The following is a 17,097-nucleotide window of genomic DNA, read 5'->3' on the forward strand; positions in this document are numbered from 1 at the left end:
TTTTAATTATATGATAACAAACTTTTATAATAATACGACTATAGAAGTTTGTCATTTATATGGTGATGAATATAAGACTTATCTTCTATATTTTACTTTGTTTATGCTATTTTTCTTCTACATATGCATATAAAAGAGCATCTGATATGCTTATTAAATCATTAGCATTATAATTCTTTAATTTTTCATTAAAGAAATCATGATACATATTTGAGTATAGAGGTATATCTGGTAATAATTCATTCCATTTAGTTATAAACTTTACAAAATTAGCTTTATACTCCTCTTTATCTTTTGGATTTAATTTAACCATAGCTTTAGCTGCATTTTCCAATTCTTTATCTACTAAAAAGTTATTGTTATATCCCGCTTTAACCATTTCACAATCCGTTGTATAATCCTTTGTTAAATCATATATTGGCTTATAATTTGAAGCTAAGTTATACATTCCAAACTTTGGAACTCCATATTTTTTATCTACAGATCCATCACGATACATATAAAGTAATAACTCATCAAAGCTCATTACAGTTTGCTTTATTTCCATACCAACTTCTTGTATATCCTTATTTTGTTGTAACTTAACTGCTAAAAGATCTGCAAATTTATTTTGTTCAGGTGAAGCCCATTCAATGATAAGAGGAATCAGTTTTCCATTCTTTTCTCTTTTATATCTTATTCCTTCTTTGTATTCATTACCATTTTTATCAAGTATCCAACCAGCTTTTATTAAAAGATTCTTAGCCTCTTCTAAACTATAAGAGTATTGATTTAACTTTTCATTTAATTCAGATTTAGTTTCTTGATAGAACCACATTGATTCACCATAAGGTCCATTTACTACTGTAGCAAATCCACCAGTAAATGATTTAGCAAAGTCATCTCTATCTATTAAGTGAGCTATAGCTTGACGAACCTCTACATCTTTTGTAGGTCCAAAGTCAGTTTGAAACATTACTTTTCCATAACCTGAACGGGGATATTTCACAAAATCAAATCCACCTTTTTTAACCAAGTCTAAACCTGTAGTTATATCATCTCCATTTGTTACTTGATGTAATATATCTACTCCACCTATTAGTAATTCATTGAGGGCATTTTCTTGAGTAATTTTTTTATAGACAATTGTTTTTATTTTAGGTTTTTGTCCTGTATAATCTCCAGGGAAATTTTCATTAACTTCTAAAACCGCTGTTCTATTGGATTTATCATAAGATTTTAATTTATATGCTCCTGTTGCTGGGAAGTTTCCAACTTCATTTCTAGCCTCATTAAATCTATCCTTAAAGTTTTTTGCAGTAAAATTATCTGAAAAATAAGCCCCATTTCCATCATCTTTTATTTCAACTGTTTCATCCGTCCAAAATGATAATTTTGTTGGAGTAGAAGCTACAGCTGGTAATTCATGAAAATATGGAATATATTCTGCTGCAATAGTAAGTGAAAACTCTTTATCGCTTATTAAATTAACTCCTGAAAACTCTTTACTAGTTCCATCTTTAAAACCTTTATAACCCTTTAAATAATAACCATAGTCAGACTTTGCACCCGCATCTTGAATGGTTTTTGATGACCAAAGCATAACTGTAGTCACATACTCTTTAGCCGTTACATCAGATCCATCAGAAAATTTTAAACCATCTTTGATAGTAAAAGTATAAGTTTTAGAGGCATCTTTATTTTCTTTTATATCACTTTTTTCTACTATTGTCTCATTTATTTGATATATCCCATCCGGGGTCATACTTACAGTATCCATACCCGTTATAAAATTATAAATATCAGTATTAGCACTATTGTTTGTCCAATATGGGGTCCAATCACCTGTAAGTTCCATAACATTTCCTATTTTAATTTCACCTGTTGGTTCTTCAGATGATTTGACCTTAGGTTTGTTTATCCCATTAGTTACAATCGTTGAATCTAATTTGCTCTCTTTAGGTGTACAACCTATTACAAAAGCAGATACCATTAGTAATAAAACTAATAATCCTATTATACTTTTTTTCTTCATGTGCCTTTTCTCCTTAGTAGTTAAAATGCTAAAAATTAAAGTTATGGTTAACTTAGATTTTTAGCATCCATCTTATTTAGTTATATATTTTCTTTTAAGAAGAAAACAGCCACAGTACCAGGGCCTGCATGAGCACCTATTACGGCTCCTATAGTGTTTATCAAAGGCTCATCTATACCGAATTCTTCTATCATCATATCTTTTAGTTTCAAAGCAGACTCTATATCATTTGCATGACTTATAATAATGGATTGCTTTTTAAGATCTGTATCACCCTTAGTCTTTTTTATAATGTCTATAATAACTTTTAAAACTTTATTTTTTCCCCTTACTTTTTCCAGTGGTTCAAGTATTCCATCATTTACCCACAATACAGGTTTTATGCTCAGTAAACCTCCTATGAGGTTTTGGGCTTTAGATATTCTACCACCTCTATATAGATACTCCATATCATCAATAGTAAATATATGCTCGATATTTTCTGTCATTTTATTTATTCTCTCTATTATCTTTTCTTTTTCTATATTGTTTTTAACCATTTTAGCAGCTTCAAGTACTATAAAACCCTGTCCTCCTGAAACAGCCTTTGAATCAATTACAGTTATATCAGCATTTGGATATTCAGATTCAACTGCTCCCTTTGCAATAAGAGCACTCCCATATGTACCAGATAGTCCACCTGAAAGAGATAGATAGATAACTCCTTCATCTTTTTTAGCATATTCTCTAAAGTGATTTATAAATATCTCAGGTGTAATTTGAGCAGTTTTATAAACTTTTCCTTCCTTCATATCATTAAATACCTTCTCTGGTGTTATATCTATTTTATCTAAATATTCTTTTTCTCCTTCTAAAACAAATATAGGTATTATGTTTATATTATATGTCTCTATTAATTCTTGTGGTAAATCGCATCCACTATCACTCATAATATTAATCGTCATATAAATCCTCCTGTTTTTCTATTATAATCATTAATGTATTGGTACTCTTCTATAATATACTAAATTATAGAAAAAAACAAAGATTAGATAAAATTTGTTCTATATTCTCACTAATTTAAATATATTATATTAGGTATATTAAAAGGAGTGGTAATATATGAAATTATTTTTTATAAGTAAAAAAGCTCTGAACTGGATGGTTAGTACATTCTTTGTAGTAATTTTTCTTCTTATACTTTTATCTATCTTTAAATAAATCTTAAATATCTTTTATAAGCCTTTAGAAAATTAGCTTTTAAAGCTAATTTTCTAAAGAATTAAGATTTTTTATTAATACATCTTTTTTTAATATAAAGAGTCTTCTACTATCTTCTGTTAGTGCATTTGAAAGATTTTTAAAACCGAAGGAAACTTTATCTATTTTCATCTTTTTATCTTTTTTATCTTGCAATTTTAATCTTATCTTATTTATATCTTCCTCACTATTTTCTATATACATCTTCGCCGTATTATCAGAATCTTTAACTGCATTTATATAGTATTGGTATGCCATGTGTTTTAAACTTAAGACTTCTCCCCCAATTTCATCCTTATAAAGATCATAGAAAGGTTTTAAAGCTTTAAAACTTCTACTTCCTTGATCATATACAGTGAGAATTTCTCTATCTTCAATTCCCTTTGTTAGCTTGTTTAAAGCATCCTCTACTTCTTCTGTTTTTTCGGCTGTAGCTCCTTTTTTTACTCCCTTTACTTCATACTCATTCCATAAAAGATACACTGTTTCTAATCCTTTATCTATTTCTTTCCATTTAGTTTCTATCTTTCCATCTTTTATTTCTTTTTTTGTAGGTTGATCTTGTGATTTTCCACTTTCATCAGACGATCCTTGAGTAGATGTACTACTCGCCTGACCTGCATCTTTTTCACTTGAAGATTGATCTCCACTAGATTGTTGGGATTGATCTGGACTAGATTGATCTTGACTTGATTTATCTCCTTCTTTGTTTTTTTCTTTTTTCTCCTCTTCATCTATGCCTAAATCAATCTTTTCTATATCTCCAATATGATCCATTATAGATCCTATCTCTTTACTTAATCCTTGTAAAGATTTTGGAGCTATTTCTTTTTTCTTTAAAATCTCTTTGTTATATGGTTTGCTTCTACATCCCACTAACATTATCAAAACAAATAAACATATACTTATTTTATTTTTATAATTCAAAAAAATCACCTCATGTTATTTTAACCATGAGGTGATAATATTATTATTATTATTAAAGTATAGGTGATAAAAGCCTTGAAATTGATTCTTTAAATTTTATATACCTCGATCTTTTACCATAACTTTGAATTGTGATTTCTTTACATAAATTTAAGTCTTCTAAAAATCTTTCTGTAAGTTTTATATTAACATCTTCATCATATATAAAGGCATTTACTTCAAAATTTAGTCTAAAACTTCTAATATCTAGATTGGCAGTACCAACTGATGATACAAATTCATCTGCTATGAGAACTTTAGAGTGTAGAAATCCATTCTCATATGTGTATACTTTTACTCCTGCCTCTAAAAGCTCCCCCACATAACTCATACTAGCCCAGTATATAAAAGGATGATCTGGCTTATTTGGAATCATAATCCTTACATCTACTCCTGAGAGTCCAGCTAGTCTTAGAGCTTCAAATATGCTTTCATCTGGTATAAAGTAGGGAGTTTCTATATAAAGCTTATCTCTAGCATCTGAAATCATCTTCATATAGCCATCTTTTATACTAGGCCATTTTGAATCTGGTCCACTAGATACTATTTGTATACCTACATTGTCTTTAGTATCTGCTTCATGTAAAAAACTTTGACAAGCATTTATCTCTTCTTTTGCTGCAAATCTCCAGTCTAAGAAAAACCTCCATTGAAGAGAGCTTACTGCCGAACCCTTTATTTTGATATGAGTATCTCTCCAATTTCCAAATCTTTTAGATCTTCCTAGATATTCATCACCAATATTAAATCCACCCATAAAAGCTTCTTTTCCATCTACAATACATATTTTTCTATGATTTCTATAATTGATCCTTACATTTAATAATGGAACAAATGGCGGGAAAAATACAGCAAGCTCTATTCCAGAATCTATGATAGATTTCCGTTCCCTTTTATTTATCTTTCTGCCACCCATACCATCAATCAATAGCTTTACCTTAACTCCTTCTAGTGCTTTTTTCTTTAAAGCATCTATAACTTCTGTGCCTATCCCATCTGATTTAAATATATAATATTCTATATGAATATAGTTTTCAGCGCTTTCTATGCTTTCTAAAAGTGCCTTAAATTTTTCTTTTCCACTAAAGTATAATTCTACATTATTGTCTTCAGTATAATAGGCTTCACTATTCATAAGTTGCATCTTTATTAAATCCTCATATATATATATATTAGGATTTTTAAGCATAAGTTTTCCATTGTTTATTTGTTTTTTTTGTTTTATGGCTAAGTTTCTAAAATAACTATCTTCTTCTTTTTTGACCTTAAATATCCTCTGTCTAGATAAGTCTTGCCCTATAAATAAATATAAAACAAAACCTACAATAGGAAGAAAAGTTAAAACCATAATCCAAAGCCAAGTAGAAGTAGGATTTTTTCTTTCGAAGATTATTAGTAAAAATGCTAATATTATATTTATCCATAATAAATTGCTCGTAAGAAGTAAATAATTATCTACAATATTCTTCAATTGATCACCTATTATCTTATTTATTTTCTAGACTTATATCTCTTATTTGCCTCTAAAATTCTTTTTCTAATTCTAAAAGAAAGTGGTGTTATTTCTATAAGTTCATCATCTTCTATAAATTCTAAAGCTTCTTCTAAACTCATTATATTTGGAGGAGAAAGTCTAAGTGACTCATCCGAACCAGAAGCACGTACGTTTGATTGTTGCTTTTTCTTTACTATATTTACTTCCATATCTTGTCCTTTAGGATTTTCACCTATTACCATGCCAGCGTAAACAGGTACGCCTGCTCCTAAAAACAATACTCCTCTACTTTGAGCTGCGTGAAGACCATATGCAGTAGATTCACCCGTTTCAAAAGCAATAATAGATCCAACTTTTCTTCTTGGAATATCCCCCTTATACGGTGCATATTTGTCGAATATAGTATTTATGATACCATTACCCTTTGTATCGGTCATAAACTCTTGCCTATATCCTATAAGTCCTCTAGAAGGTATAGTAAATTCCAGTCTAGCATATCCACCCGTAGGCTCGGTCATACTTACAAGTTCTCCCTTTCTCTGTCCAAGCTTTTCTATAACTGCTCCTACAAAGTCATTTGATACATCTATAATAACTCTTTCTATAGGTTCCATTTTTTTACCATTTTCTTCCTTAAATAGTACTTCAGGTTTTGAAATTTGGAATTCATATCCTTCACGTCTCATAGTTTCTATAAGTACAGATAAATGAAGTTCTCCTCTACCTGATACTTTAAAAGCATCTGTTAATTCAGTATCTTCAACCCTTAAACCTACATCAGTCTGCAACTCTTTATATAATCTATTTCTTATTTGTCTTGATGTTACAAACTTTCCTTCTCTTCCTGCAAATGGACTATTGTTTACTGAAAAAGTCATAGCTAAAGTAGGTTCACTTATCTTTACAAATGAAAGAGCTTCGGGATGATCAGTTGGACAAATGGTATCTCCTATGTTTATATCTGTAATTCCAGCTATAGCTATTATACTACCTGCTTTGGCACTTTGCACTTCAACTTTATCCAATCCTTCAAACTCATATAATTTACCTATTCTTATCTTTTGTTTCTTATTCTCATCTAGTTTATTTAAAAGAATTGCATCTTGATTTACATTTATAGTTCCTCTTTCAATCTTTCCAACACCTATTCTACCTACATATTCATTGTAATCTATAGTAGAAATTAAAACTTGTAAAGGCTCGTTTGGATCTCCAACAGGAGCTGGAATATACTCTATAATCGTTTCAAATAATGCTTTCATGTTTTCTTCTTGTTTATTTGGGTCAAGACTTGAAGTCCCTTGTTTTGCTGATGTATATACAAAAGGACATTCAAGTTGATTTTCATCTGCACCAAGTTCTATAAATAAATCTAGCACTTCATCAATTACTGCTTCAGGTCTTGCTTCGGGTCTATCTATCTTATTTATACAAACTATAACAGGATGCTTTAATTCTAAAGCTTTTTTTAATACAAATTTTGTTTGAGGCATTGGACCTTCAAAGGCATCTACAAGTATTACTACTCCGTTTACCATGTTTAAAACTCTTTCTACTTCTCCACCAAAATCAGCATGTCCTGGAGTATCTATTATGTTTATCTTTGTATCCCCATAGTGAACTGCAGTATTTTTAGAAAGAATAGTAATCCCTCTTTCTCTTTCGATATCCCCTGAGTCCATTACTCGATCTAGCACATCCTGGTTTTCTCTAAATACACCTGATTGTTTTAATAAACTATCTACAAGTGTTGTTTTTCCATGGTCTACATGGGCTATTATTGCTATGTTTCTTATATCTTTTCTTTCCGTTGTCATATTTTATTCCTCTCTTTTAAAAAATAGTTAATACCATTTATTTTTTATTAGTTTTATCTTTTACTTTAAGTAAATACCCATTGAAAAACTGGCATTTTCATCTATGCCAGCTCTTAGACATACTTTTTAAAATTTAAATCATAAGAAATTAAACTAAGAAAGATATTTAACTGCCGTCACAGTGTTTCTATCTAATATTAGTTCATCTGAAAGGCCCTCTACTAAAACTAGCCCTCTTCCTCTACATTTGAGCTCCATCGGGTTATAAGATTCAAAATCATAATGTATACCTGTTCCCTCATCTTTTACATATATGACAAGTTTATTATTTTTAAGTTCTATACCTAACTGAACCTTTTTAGATTCGATATACTTATTTCCATGAAAAATACTATTTATAATTAATTCATTTATAATAAGTTTTATTTCAAATATAGCATCTTTATCATCTATAACTTTATCAAGTCTTTCTAATATATTTTCTACAAAGTTTTTAACAAGTCCCAGGTCGCTACAAATTGAGCCTTGATAAGTATAATCCATTTTATCACATCCAATAAAATTATTCTATATTTTTATTTTACCCAAATTATATTTATATAACCTTTGAATATTTAATTGTATTTAATGATTAAGTTTGTTATACTTTGGGTATATTTGTTATGTAACAATAGAAGGGAGGGTTTTAATATGGAAAGATGGGTGTGTCAACCTTGTGGTTGGGTATATGATCCAGAAGAAGGAGATCCAGATGGTGGAATAGAACCTGGAACTGCTTTTGAAGATATACCAGAAGATTGGGTTTGTCCTATATGCGGAGCTACAAAAGATCTCTTTGAAAAAGAATAATACATAAAAGACCAACCTAGGTTGGTCTTTTAATTTTCCAACTATATTAAAGGTTCAAATATTGTCCAAGTGTTTTCCACATTTGTCTTGTTTACAGCAGAATATGGAATTATTAAGTTTTTATCTTCTACACCCAATTTTTCCTTTATTACTTTTATGTTTTTTTGCATGATTCCTTTTGATATCTTATCTGCTTTAGTAGCTACTACTATCCCATCATATCCAAAACTTCTTATCCAATTATACATCATTACATCTTGCATTGTTGGACTATGCCTTATATCTACTATTAGTACTACTTCTTTTAAGTTCTCTCTAGTGGATAGGTATTTTTCTATTATACCCCTCCATTTTTCTTGTTCTGACTTAGAAACTTTAGCATATCCATATCCCGGTAAATCTACAAATCTAAAACTTTCATTTATTATATAAAAGTTTATAGTTCTAGTTTTACCAGGCTTTCCACTTGTTCTTGCTAAATTTTTCCTATTTATCATAGAGTTAATAAAAGAGGATTTGCCTACATTTGACCTTCCTACAAAGGCTATTTCGGAGAGTTCATCTTCTGGATATCCTTTTGGTTCTACTGCTATAGCTTGTAAATTGCTACTAGTTATTTTCATATTTTTCATTTCCCTTTATCAAAGCTTCATCTAAAACTTCATTTATATTTTTCATAAATTTAAAATCTATTTTCTTTTTAACTTTCTCAGATACTTCTTCTAAATCTCTTTTATTTTCATATGGAATAAGTATCTTCCCTATTCCCATCCTATGAGCTGCTAATACTTTTTCTTTTATACCACCTACTGGAAGAACCCTTCCTCTAAGTGTTATCTCACCTGTCATAGCAACATCTTTATTAACTGGGCTATTAGATAATGCAGATATTACTGCGGTGGCCATAGTCACACCAGCAGAAGGACCATCTTTAGGTATTGCACCTTCTGGTACGTGTATATGAATATCCATATCTTTATAAAAGTCAGCTTCTATATGGAGCATGCTAGCATTTGCTCTAATATAGCTAATAGCTGCCATTGCAGATTCTTTCATCACATCTCCAAGCTTACCTGTAAGTTGAATTTTTCCAGTACCCTTTACAATGTTTACCTCAATAGATAACGTTTCTCCACCTACCTCTGTCCAAGCAAGTCCTGTCGCTACTCCTATCTGATTTTCTTTTTCAACTAAGTCATATCTAAATCTTGGAGCTCCTAAATAGTTTGAAAGATTTCCTCTATTTATTCTTACTACATCTATCTCCTCTTCTACTATTCGTTTAGCAGCTTTCCTAATAATACTTGCTATTTCTCTTTCTAAATTTCTTACTCCTGCTTCTCTAGTATAAAAGCTTACTATATCTTTTATTAAATCTTTGGAAATTTGAACGTTTTTTTCTTCTAATCCATGTTCTTTAATCTGCTTTGGTAGAAGATATCTAAGTGCAATCTGAATCTTTTCTTCTTCTGTATATCCGCTTATCCTTATAACTTCCATCCTATCTAAAAGTGGCGCTGGAATAGAGCCAATGGTATTTGCAGTAGTTACAAAAAATACTTTTGATAAATCTAAAGGAACTTCTAAAAAGTGATCTGTAAAGTCTACATTTTGTTCAGGATCTAATACTTCTAAAAGTGCACTTGCAGGGTCTCCTCTATAATCACTACTAACCTTATCTATTTCATCAAATAAAAATACAGGGTTTTTAGTGCCGGCTTTTTTCATTGAATCTATGATTCTTCCTGGCATGCTTCCTATATAAGTTCTTCTATGTCCACGAATTTCAGCTTCATCTCTTACCCCTCCAAGACTCATCCTTACAAAGTTTCTATCTAAAGCCTTAGAAATGGACTTTGCAATAGAAGTCTTTCCAACTCCCGGAGGACCTACTAAACAAAGTATAGGACCTTTCATAGTACTTGTAAGTTTTTTTAGGGCTATAAATTCTAATATTCGCTCCTTTACATCTTCAAGACCAAAGTGATCTTCATCTAATATCTCACGAGATCTTTTAATATCTATATTAGCTGTAGATTCCAAGTTCCAAGGCAATTCTATTATCCAATCTAAATAAGTTCGAAGCATGCCGATTTCAGGTGAATTAGGAGACATTTGATTTAATCTATCAACTTCTTTTAGTAGTCTTTCTTCAATATCTTTATCCATATGAAATTCTTTTATTTTTTCTCTATACTCTTCTATCTCTTCTTCACTTTCAGCATCCTGTCCAAGTTCTCTTTGGATTGCCTTCATTTGTTCCTTTAAATAATATTCTTTTTGAACCTTATTCATCTGTTTTTTTACTCTTTGATCAATCTTATCTTCTATTCTTAAAAGCTCTATTTCTTCATTTAATATACCATGAAGAGTTTCGAGTCTTTCATAAAAGTCAAATGTTTCTAATAACCTTTGATTGTCTTCTATTTTAAAAACTAAATAAGAAGCTATAATGTCAACCAATCTTCCTGGGTCTTCTATATCAGATACTGCCATAAAAACCTCTGGTGATATCTTATTGTTTAAACTTATATATTCATCTAAATCCGCCATAATAAGTCTTATGGCAGCTTCCATAGTCTTATCTTTTTTAATTTCTAAAGGATCATATATATATTCCTCTGCTTCTGCTTCTATAAATGGTTCTTCTTTTAATATCTTTATTACTTTTCCTCTACTTAAACCTTCTACAAGTACTCTAGTATTTCCTCCAGGAAGTTTCAACATTTGTTTTACTTTAGAAATAGTACCCACCGAGTAAAAGTCTTCTTCTTTTGGATTATCTATTTTTGGATCAATTTGTGTACATAGGAGTATTGAAGACTCATCAAGCATCGCTTTTTCTAATGCATTTATAGATTTTTCTCTTCCTACGTCAAAATGAATTACCATAAAAGGAAAAATTGATATACCTCTTAAAGGTATAAGGGGTAGAGTTTTTTTATGGATTTCATAATTATTTTTTTCCATCTTATCACTCCTATTTCAAATTAAAATAAAAGGCTCACATAAAGTGTGAGCCTTAAGATGCAGATTCTTTATTTCCGGCTTTACTTGACCTACTTCTTTTTTTCTTATCCAATAACACCAATGTAGGTTCTCCTCTTTTTTCTACCGTTTCCTTAGTAATAAGGCATTTTTCAACATCTTCCCTAGATGGGATATCATACATTATATCAAGCATAGTCTCTTCTATAATACTTCTAAGACCCCTAGCACCTGTCTTTCTTTCAATAGCCTTTTTAGCTATAAGTTTTAATGCTTCTTCATCAAATTCTAAATCTACATCTTCCATTTTAAATAATTCTTTATATTGTTTTACAAGAGCATTTTTAGGTTCAGTTAAAATCCTAACTAAAGCTTCTTCATCAAGTTCTTCTAAAGTTACCATAACTGGAAGTCTTCCTACAAACTCAGGAATAAGCCCAAATTTTAAAAGATCTTCTGGTTGAAGACTCTTTAGTATTTCCCCTACTCTTTGCTTTTCTTTTGTTTTTATTTCAGCACCAAAACCTATTGAATGCTTACCTATTCTATTTTGAACTACCTTTTCTAAGCCATCAAAGGCACCTGCAACTATAAATAGTATATTGGTAGTATCTACTTGAATAAAGTCTTGATGTGGATGTTTTCTACCACCTTGAGGTGGTACATTTGCAACAGTTCCTTCTAATATTTTTAGAAGAGCTTGTTGAACACCTTCTCCACTTACATCACGGGTAATAGATGGATTTTCTGTTTTTCTTGCTATTTTGTCAATTTCATCTATATAAATTATACCTTTTTCTGCTTTTTCAATATCGTAATCTGCAGCTTGAATAAGTTTTAAGAGTATATTTTCTACATCTTCTCCAACATACCCTGCTTCTGTAAGGCTTGTTGCATCCGCCATAGCAAAAGGTACATCTAATATCTTAGCTAATGTTTGAGCAAGCAGTGTTTTACCAGAACCAGTAGGTCCAACCATTAGGATGTTACTTTTTTGTAACTCTATATCACTACCTTTAGTAGGTTTTTTATTTATTCTTTTATAATGGTTATATACCGCTACTGCAAGTGCTCTCTTGGCTTTTTCTTGCTGTATAACATAATCATCTAAAACACTGTTTATGCTTGAAGGTTTTGGTATCTCTTCCATATCGTATTCAAAATGATCTACAAATTCTTCTTCTATTATATCTTGGCATAGCTCTATACATTCATTGCATATATAAACATTTGGCCCTGCAATGAGTCTACGCACTTGGTCTTGTGGTTTTCCACAAAATGAACAACGAAGTTGCTTTTCTTCAAATTTGGCCATTATGACACCTCTTTTAATTTATTTTCTTGAATTAACTACTTTATCTATTATACCATATTCAACTGCTTTTTGTGCAGTCAAATGGTAATCTCTATCAGTATCTTGAGCAATCTTTTCAAGTGGCTGACCAGTTCTTTCACTTAGTATATGGTTTATTCTCTCTCTTATCTCAATAATCTTTTCTGCTTGAATTCTAATATCTTCTGCTTGACCTTGAGTTCCTCCAAGAGGTTGATGAATCATTATATCAGAGTTTGGAAGTGAGAATCTTTTTCCCTTTGCTCCTCCAGCAAGTAAAAACGCTCCCATACTAGCAGCCATTCCTACACATATAGTTGATACTTCTGGCTTTATATACTGCATCGTATCATAAATAGCAAATCCTGCACTAACTGAACCTCCAGGGCTATTTATATATATTTGAACATCTTTATCCGGATCTTCAGCTTCTAAAAATAAAAGCTGAGCTACTATAAGATCAGACATTACATTATTTACTTCTCCTCCTAAAAATATAATTCTTTCCTTTAGAAGTCTTGAATAAATATCGTATGATCTTTCTCCTCTACTTGTTTGTTCTACGACCATTGGTACTAATGCCATATTAAACCATCCTCCCTGTTAATTAAACTTAGCATTTTCTAATAAAAGTTCCATAGCTTTACTATTAGCTATACCCTTTTTCAAAAATTCTAAATCTCCACGTTTCATATCTTTTACAAATCCTTCTGTATCTTCTGCACTATACTGCTTTGCTAGTTTTTCTAATTCTTTATCTATTTCTTCTTCATTTACTTCTATTTTTTCAGCTTCTACTAGAGCTTCTAATATTAAGTCAACATTTACCCTTTGCTTAGCTGTAGGCTTTAACTGTTCTCTTAAATCATCAATATTAGATCCTGTAAGTTCGATATACTTTTCAAGTTCTAAGCCTTGATTTCTAAGTCTAAAATCGAACTGTCTAACTTCTTCATCAATTTGTGTTTCTATCATTCCTTCAGGTATATCTACCTCTGAAATTTCCATAAGTTTTTCAAGTATTGAATTTTCTTTTTCAGCTCTTTCTTGTTTAACTAATTCTTCACTAATTTTTTCTTTTATATCTCCTTTTAATTCTTCAAGTGTATCAAACTCACTTATATCTTTAGCAAGTTCATCATCTAATTCTGGAAGCTCTTTTTTCTTTATATCATGAATTGTAACTTTAAATTTAGCATCTTTTCCAGCTAAAGACTCTTCATGGTATTCTTCAGGAAATTTAACATCAACATCTACTACTTCTTCTTTCTTATGCCCAATAAGTCCTTCTTCAAATCCCGGTACAAAAGATTTAGAACCTATTTCAAGTTTGTGTCCTTCTGCACTTCCGCCTTCGAACTCTTCACCATCTTTAGTTCCTACAAAATCAATAGTTACTAAATCTCCCTCTTGTATTTCTCTATCATTTGCATCCACTAGTCTTGCGTTAGATTCTCTTAAACCATTTAATTCAGTTTCTACCATTTCATCTGTTACACTATAGTCTTTCTTCTCTAATTCTATGTTTTTATAGTCACCAAGTTTAACTTCTGGTTTAACATCTACATCTATCTTTACTACTATATCTTTTCCTTTTTCTATTTCTTCTATATCTACTTCAGGTCTATCTACTGGTTCTATTTTCAATTCTTCTATTGCCATATCATATTTTTCTGGCAATACAAAGTTTATCGCATCATCATAAAATACTTCTTCTCCATAGTTCATTTCAATAATCTTTCTAGGAGTTTTACCCTTTCTAAATCCTGGTATATTAAATTTTCCCCTATTTTGTAAGTAAGCCTTTTGTAATCCTTTTTCAAACTCATCCCATTCTATACCAATATTAAAGGAAACCTTGTTTCCTTCTTTTTTTTCTATAACAGATTTCATCCTAAATATCCTCCTCAAAAGTTTTGTAGATTTTCGCTACCATTATATCATATTATTATAACATAACAATATATTATTTCAAAGCAATATGAAAAAACCAATGGATATGTCCATTGGTTTTGTATGGTGCGGGAAAGAGGACTTGAACCCCCACGTCAATGACACTAGATCCTAAGTCTAGCGCGTCTGCCAATTCCGCCACTCCCGCATAAAGAAGTTTTTTACTACTTCTTTATTATACATCAACCAATAAGATTTTGTCAATATTTTTTTATTTTTTTTAAAAGGCTAAAATAATCCCCTCATGATTAACATATGCAGTACTTAAGCCCTTGGTCTCTACTATTAGTATATCCTTAAAATCATAAAGTGATTTTATTTTTTCTTTTAAATCTTTTGCCTTTTGAGGTGCATTGGCATGGGATATTGCTAGAATTTTTTCTTTAAAGTCTTTTTTACTCTCCCCTATGATTTCAACCAATCTATTAAAAGCTTTATTGCTTCCTCTTATATTTTCTACTAGATGAATATTACCTTCATCATCTGCACCCATTATGGGTTTGAAATTTAAAATTGTTGCTATTAATCCTTTAGTCTTTGAAATTCTTCCATTTTTAATAAGATTGCTTAGATCTTCAGATATAAAATAAGTCTTCATATCCTTTATATAATCCTCTACCTTTTCTACTATTTCTTCTTTTGATAACCCTTTTTCTACCAATTCCCCTATCTTAATAGCAGTTAAAGTTTCTGTAACACTTGCTCCTTTTGAATCAAATACATGAACAAACTTTTCAGAATCTTTCTCTAAAGCCATATCACGAGCTAAAATAGCACTATTATAAGTTCCAGATAGTTTATCTGCAATTGTAACTACAAATATATCTTTTGCTTTTTCATATGCATCCATAAAATCTCCTGGTGATGGACAAGATGTCTTTATAGGATTCGGACTTGCTTTCATAGCTTTTACAAGGTCTTCCATAACTATATCTTTATCATCTCTAAACTCTTTTTCATCTATTGCTATATTAAATGGTACAAGTTCTATATTTAAATCCTTTTCTATAACCTCATTTAAATCACAGCTACTATCTGCAACTATTTTATAGTCCATTTAAGAACCTCCTGTTATTTAGTTTTTTAATTTCCTTTCTATCAACAAAGCTAAATCTTTTGCAATGCTAGTAATCTCTTCTTGATTTTCCCCTTCTATCATAACTCTAACCAAAGGTTCTGTACCAGAAGGTCTTATAACTACTCTTCCTTTACCATGAAACTGCTTTTCTATTCTTTCTATTTCCTCTTTTATTTGTATGTCTTCTAGATATTTATATTTCTTTTCATTATTTACCTTAGCATTTATTAAAATCTGTGGATAATCCTTCATAACATCGCTTAATTCACTCATTGTCTTACCACTTGCCCTTAAAACTTCTAATAGATGAAGGGCTGTTGCTAAGCCATCTCCTGTAGTATTATATTGTAAAAAAATTATATGACCTGATTGTTCTCCACCAAGTACAAAGTCACTTTGTAACATTTCTTCAAGTACATATCTATCTCCTACTGTAGTTTTAACTATATTCATACCCATTTCTTTTAGATATATATCAAGCCCCATATTAGTCATTATAGTTCCTACTACTGTATCATTATTTAATTTACCATTTTCTTTTAAATGAGTAGCACATATCGCTAATATATGGTCACCATCTATTATCTTTCCTTTTTCATCTACAGCTATAATCCTATCTGCATCACCATCAAAAGATACACCTATATCAGCCTTTTCTCTTATTACAAGTTCCTGAATTATCTTAGGATTAGTAGACCCACAATCTTTATTTATATTCATACCATCTGGACTAATATTTACATATACAACTTCTCCATTTAGTTCTTTTATTATTTCAGGTCCAATCTTAGATAGTGCACCATTTCCACAATCCATAGCTACCTTTATACCCTTTAAATCTATATTTATACTTTTCTTTAAAAATTCTTTATAATCTTTTGCACCATTTTCCTCAACATAAACTCTTCCTATGTCTGCTCCAATAGGTCTTAAATCAACTTCTTTTTCTTTGTTTAATATCTCTTCTATTTCTTCTTCTACCTCATCTGGAAGCTTTAAACCATCTTTGTTAAAAAACTTTATTCCATTATATTCTCCTGGATTATGAGATGCTGAAATCATAATTCCAGCTATTGCTTTATACTCACGAGTCAAGTATGCAATAGCAGGTGTTGGTATAACTCCAAGAGTGACTACATCAAGACCCATAGAAGTAATTCCAGCTATAAGACTAGCCTCTAGCATATCTCCTGAGACCCTAGTATCCTTTCCTATAAGTATCTTTCCCTTTTTACCATGAGTAAGTATAAACGCACCTGCTCTACCAACTTCAAAGGCAAGTTCAGGTGTTAAGTCTTTATTTGCAATTCCCCTTATACCATCTGTTCCAAAATATCTCGTCATATATTTACCTCCATCTTTTCC

General features: G+C 30.7%; 14 protein-coding genes and 1 tRNA gene. 1 reads left to right on the forward strand and 14 read right to left on the reverse strand.

The window, feature by feature from the left end:
* Positions 1-106: 106 nt before the first annotated feature.
* The 6 genes from TICRE_RS09220 to TICRE_RS09245 form a co-directional block, all read right to left on the reverse strand.
* Positions 107-2,014: an ABC transporter substrate-binding protein gene (locus TICRE_RS09220; protein WP_075727365.1), complete on the reverse strand. Its 1,908-nt coding sequence runs from the start codon at positions 2,012-2,014 to the stop codon at positions 107-109.
* 80 nt (positions 2,015-2,094) lie between these two features.
* On the reverse strand, positions 2,095-2,958 hold the full coding sequence (locus tag TICRE_RS09225) for a DegV family protein (RefSeq protein ID WP_075727367.1): 864 nt from the start codon (positions 2,956-2,958) through the stop codon (positions 2,095-2,097).
* A gap of 301 nt (positions 2,959-3,259) precedes the next feature.
* Positions 3,260-4,180 (reverse strand): hypothetical protein, encoded by a 921-nt coding sequence (locus TICRE_RS09230; RefSeq protein ID WP_075727369.1) that lies wholly within the window; start codon positions 4,178-4,180, stop codon positions 3,260-3,262.
* 52 nt (positions 4,181-4,232) lie between these two features.
* On the reverse strand, positions 4,233-5,690 hold the full coding sequence (gene cls, locus TICRE_RS09235) for a cardiolipin synthase (RefSeq protein WP_075727371.1): 1,458 nt from the start codon (positions 5,688-5,690) through the stop codon (positions 4,233-4,235).
* Between the two features lie 20 nt (positions 5,691-5,710).
* Positions 5,711-7,531 carry a translational GTPase TypA gene (gene typA / locus TICRE_RS09240; RefSeq protein WP_075727373.1) on the reverse strand — a complete coding sequence of 607 codons (1,821 nt, stop codon included), beginning with the start codon at positions 7,529-7,531 and terminating at the stop codon, positions 5,711-5,713.
* Between the two features lie 153 nt (positions 7,532-7,684).
* On the reverse strand, positions 7,685-8,074 hold the full coding sequence (locus TICRE_RS09245) for an ATP-binding protein (protein ID WP_075727375.1): 390 nt from the start codon (positions 8,072-8,074) through the stop codon (positions 7,685-7,687).
* Between the two features lie 147 nt (positions 8,075-8,221).
* Here TICRE_RS09245 and rd point away from each other — a divergent pair, with 147 nt between their 5' ends.
* The gene (gene rd, locus TICRE_RS09250; protein ID WP_075727377.1) at positions 8,222-8,380 is read left to right on the forward strand and encodes a rubredoxin; all 159 of its coding nucleotides are present in this window, start codon (positions 8,222-8,224) and stop codon (positions 8,378-8,380) included.
* Positions 8,381-8,421: 41 nt separating this feature from the next.
* Here rd and yihA read toward each other — a convergent pair whose 3' ends face one another.
* The 8 genes from yihA to glmM form a co-directional block, all read right to left on the reverse strand.
* Positions 8,422-9,003: a ribosome biogenesis GTP-binding protein YihA/YsxC gene (yihA, locus tag TICRE_RS09255; protein WP_075727379.1), complete on the reverse strand. Its 582-nt coding sequence runs from the start codon at positions 9,001-9,003 to the stop codon at positions 8,422-8,424.
* Positions 8,990-11,350 carry an endopeptidase La gene (gene lon, locus TICRE_RS09260; RefSeq protein ID WP_075727381.1) on the reverse strand — a complete coding sequence of 787 codons (2,361 nt, stop codon included), beginning with the start codon at positions 11,348-11,350 and terminating at the stop codon, positions 8,990-8,992. Before lon ends, yihA begins: the two co-directional genes overlap by 14 nt.
* A 52-nt stretch (positions 11,351-11,402) precedes the next feature.
* Positions 11,403-12,683, reverse strand: a complete 1,281-nt coding sequence (clpX, locus tag TICRE_RS09265; RefSeq protein WP_075727383.1) for an ATP-dependent Clp protease ATP-binding subunit ClpX — start codon at positions 12,681-12,683, stop codon at positions 11,403-11,405.
* An 18-nt stretch (positions 12,684-12,701) separates the two neighbouring features.
* The gene (clpP, locus tag TICRE_RS09270; protein ID WP_075727385.1) at positions 12,702-13,286 is read right to left on the reverse strand and encodes an ATP-dependent Clp endopeptidase proteolytic subunit ClpP; all 585 of its coding nucleotides are present in this window, start codon (positions 13,284-13,286) and stop codon (positions 12,702-12,704) included.
* 18 nt (positions 13,287-13,304) lie between these two features.
* Positions 13,305-14,594 carry a trigger factor gene (gene tig / locus TICRE_RS09275; RefSeq protein ID WP_075727387.1) on the reverse strand — a complete coding sequence of 430 codons (1,290 nt, stop codon included), beginning with the start codon at positions 14,592-14,594 and terminating at the stop codon, positions 13,305-13,307.
* A gap of 124 nt (positions 14,595-14,718) precedes the next feature.
* A tRNA-Leu gene (locus tag TICRE_RS09280) sits at positions 14,719-14,802 on the reverse strand.
* A 72-nt stretch (positions 14,803-14,874) separates the two neighbouring features.
* Positions 14,875-15,711, reverse strand: coding sequence for a DegV family protein (locus TICRE_RS09285; RefSeq protein WP_075727389.1), 837 nt, complete (start codon positions 15,709-15,711; stop codon positions 14,875-14,877).
* 18 nt (positions 15,712-15,729) lie between these two features.
* On the reverse strand, positions 15,730-17,076 hold the full coding sequence (gene glmM, locus TICRE_RS09290) for a phosphoglucosamine mutase (protein WP_075727391.1): 1,347 nt from the start codon (positions 17,074-17,076) through the stop codon (positions 15,730-15,732).
* Between the last annotated feature and the right edge of the window lie 21 nt (positions 17,077-17,097).

This window comes from Tissierella creatinophila DSM 6911 (assembly GCF_001940565.1).
GTDB classification, from domain to species: Bacteria; Bacillota; Clostridia; order Tissierellales; family Tissierellaceae; genus Tissierella_A; species Tissierella_A creatinophila.

Coding starts and splice junctions, on each gene's coding strand:
- TICRE_RS09220 (WP_075727365.1), bottom strand. CDS start 2,014: ATGAAGAAAAAAAGTATAATAGGATTATTAGTTTTATTACTAATGGTA.
- TICRE_RS09225 (WP_075727367.1), bottom strand. CDS start 2,958: ATGACGATTAATATTATGAGTGATAGTGGATGCGATTTACCACAAGAA.
- rd (WP_075727377.1), top strand. CDS start 8,222: ATGGAAAGATGGGTGTGTCAACCTTGTGGTTGGGTATATGATCCAGAA.
- typA (WP_075727373.1), bottom strand. CDS start 7,531: ATGACAACGGAAAGAAAAGATATAAGAAACATAGCAATAATAGCCCAT.
- yihA (WP_075727379.1), bottom strand. CDS start 9,003: ATGAAAATAACTAGTAGCAATTTACAAGCTATAGCAGTAGAACCAAAA.
- clpX (WP_075727383.1), bottom strand. CDS start 12,683: ATGGCCAAATTTGAAGAAAAGCAACTTCGTTGTTCATTTTGTGGAAAA.
- lon (WP_075727381.1), bottom strand. CDS start 11,350: ATGGAAAAAAATAATTATGAAATCCATAAAAAAACTCTACCCCTTATA.
- TICRE_RS09285 (WP_075727389.1), bottom strand. CDS start 15,711: ATGGACTATAAAATAGTTGCAGATAGTAGCTGTGATTTAAATGAGGTT.
- glmM (WP_075727391.1), bottom strand. CDS start 17,076: ATGACGAGATATTTTGGAACAGATGGTATAAGGGGAATTGCAAATAAA.
- clpP (WP_075727385.1), bottom strand. CDS start 13,286: ATGGCATTAGTACCAATGGTCGTAGAACAAACAAGTAGAGGAGAAAGA.
- TICRE_RS09245 (WP_075727375.1), bottom strand. CDS start 8,074: ATGGATTATACTTATCAAGGCTCAATTTGTAGCGACCTGGGACTTGTT.
- tig (WP_075727387.1), bottom strand. CDS start 14,594: ATGAAATCTGTTATAGAAAAAAAAGAAGGAAACAAGGTTTCCTTTAAT.